Raw genomic sequence first — 4,554 nt, 5'->3', positions numbered from 1 at the left:
GCATATTTCCCTTTTGTTACCAAAAGGTATTGAGTCCAACCTAAAAGGTTGTTTTACGTGAGGGTAGGTGGTGTAAATTACCCTGGGGAGTCGGCTCCCCGCTTTACTTGACCAGTTCAGGTCGCGCACTTTCGCCTCACACGGCTCCTAAGTATCTTTTTGGCTCCAATGTAGTTGTTGGTGACAGCTCTGATGTACGGCCATAAGATTGGCTTTCTTCCAGTTGTCGTGATTTCCATCAATGTGGTGTAGGTGTACCCTTTCCTCATCAATGAATTTCAATCCACAATGTCCACAGGAATGGCTTTGCTTTTTCAAGGCTTCACTTGTAGCATTGTCATATAGTTTGGAATTTCTTCCGCTCCAGTAGACTAAATCTCCATCGTAGGGGGACTTAGTCCCTTTGACATTATTATGCTGGAATTGTTCATACCCTACTGCGGGGAAGGCTTTGTCACATAGCTTGTTGGCTTTGTATCGGTTAACTTTCTTTTCCTTTCGGAATTTCCGATTGGCGGTTATCCTCATAAACCATAGGTTGTTTCGTGACCCGCTCATATCGCAGCTTTTATGGTAATTCCTCCATCCACGCACGATTGGTGCTAATTTTTCGGCCTTTACTTCGGCTCCATAATTCGAGCTGTTGACCACGGTTTTAATCTTCTTTCGTATATTCCGGTGGTTTTCCTCTGAGGGGACTGACCTGAATTTTCCGTTTTTCTGGACGCGGAAGTTCCACCCCAGGAAGTCAAATCCGTCTGTCGTTTTGGTTAGCTTGGTCTTTTCTTCGCTGATTTCCATCCCTCGTTCATTGAGGAAGTCCTTTATCTTCCCTAATATTTTTTCGGCGTTATCTTTCGGCTTAAGGATTATTACCATGTCGTCGGCATATCTGATGCTTCTAACTCTGGGGTTTATTTCCTCTATTCCGTTAAGTGCAATGTTGGCTAAAAGTGGGCTGACCACACCTCCTTGGGGTGTTCCTTGCTCTGGGAATTCCGGATTGATGCCTGCTTTTAGACATCTGAATATCCCCTGTTTCAGACCCGCAGGTGCTAGCAATAATTCCATTATGGAGCTATGGGAGATGCGGTCAAAGCACTTCTTAATATCTAGTTCGATTACTCTCTTTTTGATGCCATTGCAGCTTGAATTCAGATTTTGGAATAGCATTCTTTGTGCGTCTTGGGCACATCTGCCAGTTCTGAATCCGTAACTAAAGGCGCTGAATGTGGCCTCATGGGCTGGTTCAAGAGCGTATTTTGCTAGACATTGCCATGCTCTGTCTTGGATTGTTGGTACTTTCAACATTCTCGTACCTCCGTTTTTCTTGGCTATGGGTATTTCCCTTAAGCCTTGGTGCGTCCAGTTTTCCGCACTAGATACTAGTTTTTTAAGTACCTCGAACCTGTCCTTATATGTCAGGGAGGATTTCCCGTCTATTCCGGCGGTTCTTTTTCCAAGATTTAGCTGTGTCACTTGGCGGATGGCCAGAAGTTGTGCTGAGCGGGATTTCATTATCAGTTTCTGTAGAGACCGAGCTTTCCTCAGGTCGCCAGCTTGAACTGCTTTATAAACTCGCTTTTGTAGGCGGAAAAGGTTTCGGCGGAGTTGTTTCCACTTTTGGCTTTTCCATAGGTCACTATATCTGTTTGACATGTGTCTACCCTTGCTCTTCTCCAGTTTGTTTATCTTGATACCCGTCACCAGTTTCCGGTGACATCTTACCCGACAGTAGGGATTAAGCAAGGCAGACGCTTACTAAGGTTCGACTACTTCTTAGACCTAAGATGCTGTCGTTTTTACTCGTTCCGTCTGCTAGATTGTTCTGGTGATTTAGGGCAGTCCAATTTGCCTATCCTCTTCTCGGAGATTACAACTATCAAAAGCAAAACGTTGTGAGAATAAAAGGATGAAGTCTCGTATATACAAGGTCAGATTACGGCTTCTACGTAAGACACTTTTTCAGGACTTTTGCTACTGTTACCCATGTCACCTCCCCGTTAGCGGCAGTGTGGCACATCTGATTTACCTCTGATTCCGCCCTGTTGCCAGCGTCACTCTGATGGAGTGCCGTCCATCTCGGTGTGGCCAGATAGGGAGTCACTTATCTCCTAAAGGGGTGGGCTTTCACCACCATCCAGCAGATAGTTAGGAATTCGGGTTATTCCCCGCGATTCCCCCTAGTTATACCCTTCCTAATAAGGAAGCTCCTCCTAGGAACGAGCCGCACTCTTTTTCATAGCGATCAATAGCATAGGGAATCTGTTCTGGGGCAAAGCGTCGGAAGTGACTCAGTTGACCAAACATTGGTCCAACGCTTGCCATCTGGAACATCAACCATTCAATCACTTGTATTCTTGCTGCTGTATCCGTTGGCAACAACTTGCCTGTCTTTTCTGCTAAATAAATTAGGATTGCTCCTGACTCGAAAACTGTTATGCCAGTATCCTGGTCAATGATAGCAGGAATTTTACTATTGGGATTGATTGCTACATATTCGGGAGTAAACTGTTCTCCCTTTGCTATGTTAATTGTGTGAACGGTGTAGGGAAGTCCTAATTCTTCGAGCATGATAGCAGGTTTCCGTCCGTTAGGTGTGGAAAAGGTATATAGGTCAATCATGATTATTTTATATCAATTTATCCCTGAAGTTATCTAAGTGCTTGCCACAAATTTTGACTACCTAAAGGTAATGGCTAATGGACAATTAGCTATTACCTTTAAACTATTAACCATTACCCATTATCCGATAATCCTATGTTACCTCCTTAAACAGAAATGAGATTAGTTAGGGCATTAATTTTGTCAACCAGAGTCGCTTTACGCACAAGACCTTCAAACTGTTCAACTACTTTACCTTGGTTGAAGAACAATAGGGAAGGAATTGCTTCAATGTGATAGTTGCTGGCTAGTTGTTCGTAGTCATCAACATTTAATTTGCCTACTTTGACAACTCCATCAAATTCTGTGGCTAATTCAGTGACGATTGGATTCATTACCCGACAAGGACCACACCATGGTGCCCAAAAATCTACTATGACTGGAATGGAGCTGTTGAGGACTTCGGTTTCAAAGTTATCGTCATTTAGGGTTATATATTTGGCTGTTTCTGACATAGTTCAATTTCTCCTAAACTAGGAATGATTGTTGACTGTTGACTGAAATATTGATGAATTCCGCATTATTGATTTGCTGTATGAAGCGGCTGTATCTCATATTTGCTGTTTGACGCGGTGGGTGGAACGGGCATCTTGCCCGTGGTGCGTTACGGGGAGCAACCTAACAAGGCGCGAAGAGGTGGAAAATGAGTGCTAGCCCGCCCCTAACGCACCCTACACAACATTTAGGTGCTGGTAGTGTCGTAAGCATTCAGCCGTCAGCTAATGCTTACGATTTTTATTGAGCTACTTATACGGCTACAGCCAGGGTTTGTAATGCGCTGACAATCTCTTCTGGGTCAAGTCGCTTGGTGTAATCTAGATCAACGAAGGCATGGGTGATGGTTCCATCGGAATTAATCACATAGGTGGCGGCAATGGGTAATTCAAAAGTGTCATCCCCGTTGTGGGCAGGTAAATCAATGCCAAAGCTTTGATAAACTGGTCGGAGTTCTTCTGGTACGGTGAAGACTAGACCAAACTCTTTGGCAATCTTATTCCCAACATCGCTGAGTACTTCAAAGGTTAGGTGGTTTTTCTCTGTAGTGGATAGGGAATTATCGGGAGTTTGAGGGGAAATAGCGACTAGGGTTGCACCTAATTTCTGAATTTCTGGTAAGAATTGCTGCAATGCTCGTAATTCTAGGTTGCAGTAAGGACACCACTGACCCCGGTAGAAGGAAATGACTACGGCTCCGGTGGCTAGTAGGTCTTGCAATTCTACAGGTTTACCGACGGCATTAGGCAGGGTAAAGTTAGGGGCTTTGTCGCCAACATTGAGGCTATTGTCTACAATGCCAGAATTAGCGAGGTCTTCCCCTGCTTTTGCCATGATGGCTTTGGCTTCTTCTGATTGCTGAGCGCGGAGCTGGGTATTTAGGTTAATCAAGTCTTGGCTTAAGGTCATGATTTCCTCCTGGTTAGCTTATATTTGAACAATCGTTCCAATTAAGAGCAAAAAAATTTACTCTGTCAATTTACTCTGTCAATTTACTCTGTCAATTTACTCTGTCAATTTACTCTGTCAATCGAGAACGGAAAGTATGACCTTGACAATAGTTCTTAGGGTTTCTGGGTCTGGGTTGACTTTGGAGATAACCCGCAACCCTTGTATACTACTGGTGAAATATTGGGCTAATGCCTGAAGGTCATGGTTGGTTGTGATTTCCCCTTGCTCCCTTGCTGTGGATAAGGCTTTTTTAAAAGCGTTTTCCACTGAGCGCAAATTAGCAGTAATCCGGGATTTAGTCTGTGGATCGTGGGGACACAGTTCAACAGCGGTGTTGGTGAGCAAGCAGCCTCGATGGTCTTTATCGTCTACAGCCCCTTCGATGAGGTTGTAGAAAAAGTCGATAATGGCTTGCTTTGAGGCTGTGGGGGCTTCTAGGGATGA

Annotated in this window: 5 protein-coding genes; all 5 read right to left on the bottom strand. The window is 44.3% G+C overall.

Going from position 1 to position 4,554, the window contains the following annotated elements:
• Window positions 1–147: 147 nt before the first annotated feature.
• Entirely contained in the window at window positions 148–1,659 is a 1,512-nt protein-coding gene (locus F6K51_RS35365; RefSeq protein ID WP_293030334.1) for a reverse transcriptase domain-containing protein, read from the bottom strand.
• A gap of 528 nt (window positions 1,660–2,187) precedes the next feature.
• Window positions 2,188–2,625 carry a glutathione S-transferase N-terminal domain-containing protein gene (locus F6K51_RS35360; RefSeq protein WP_293030331.1) on the bottom strand — a complete coding sequence of 146 codons (438 nt, stop codon included), beginning with the start codon at window positions 2,623–2,625 and terminating at the stop codon, window positions 2,188–2,190.
• Window positions 2,626–2,771: 146 nt separating this feature from the next.
• Entirely contained in the window at window positions 2,772–3,119 is a 348-nt protein-coding gene (gene trxA, locus F6K51_RS35355; protein WP_293030328.1) for a thioredoxin, read from the bottom strand.
• 292 nt (window positions 3,120–3,411) lie between these two features.
• Window positions 3,412–4,068 carry a peroxiredoxin-like family protein gene (locus F6K51_RS35350; protein WP_293030325.1) on the bottom strand — a complete coding sequence of 219 codons (657 nt, stop codon included), beginning with the start codon at window positions 4,066–4,068 and terminating at the stop codon, window positions 3,412–3,414.
• A gap of 117 nt (window positions 4,069–4,185) precedes the next feature.
• Window positions 4,186–4,554, bottom strand: a 369-nt coding sequence (locus F6K51_RS35345) for a TetR family transcriptional regulator C-terminal domain-containing protein (RefSeq protein ID WP_293030322.1), incomplete at its 5' end; no start/stop codon positions are given.

It is taken from the genome of Moorena sp. SIO3I8 (genome assembly GCF_010692325.1).
Classification (GTDB): Bacteria; Cyanobacteriota; Cyanobacteriia; order Cyanobacteriales; family Coleofasciculaceae; genus Moorena.
Note: the sequence above shows the minus strand (reverse complement) of the source record. Positions and strands in the feature narration are given on the sequence as shown.

Bases quoted from the DNA above. Each gene is read 5' to 3' on its own strand.
- F6K51_RS35365 (WP_293030334.1), bottom strand. From the start codon at position 1,659: ATGTCAAACAGATATAGTGACCTATGGAAAAGCCAAAAGTGGAAACAA.
- F6K51_RS35360 (WP_293030331.1), bottom strand. From the start codon at position 2,625: ATGATTGACCTATATACCTTTTCCACACCTAACGGACGGAAACCTGCT.
- trxA (WP_293030328.1), bottom strand. From the start codon at position 3,119: ATGTCAGAAACAGCCAAATATATAACCCTAAATGACGATAACTTTGAA.
- F6K51_RS35350 (WP_293030325.1), bottom strand. From the start codon at position 4,068: ATGACCTTAAGCCAAGACTTGATTAACCTAAATACCCAGCTCCGCGCT.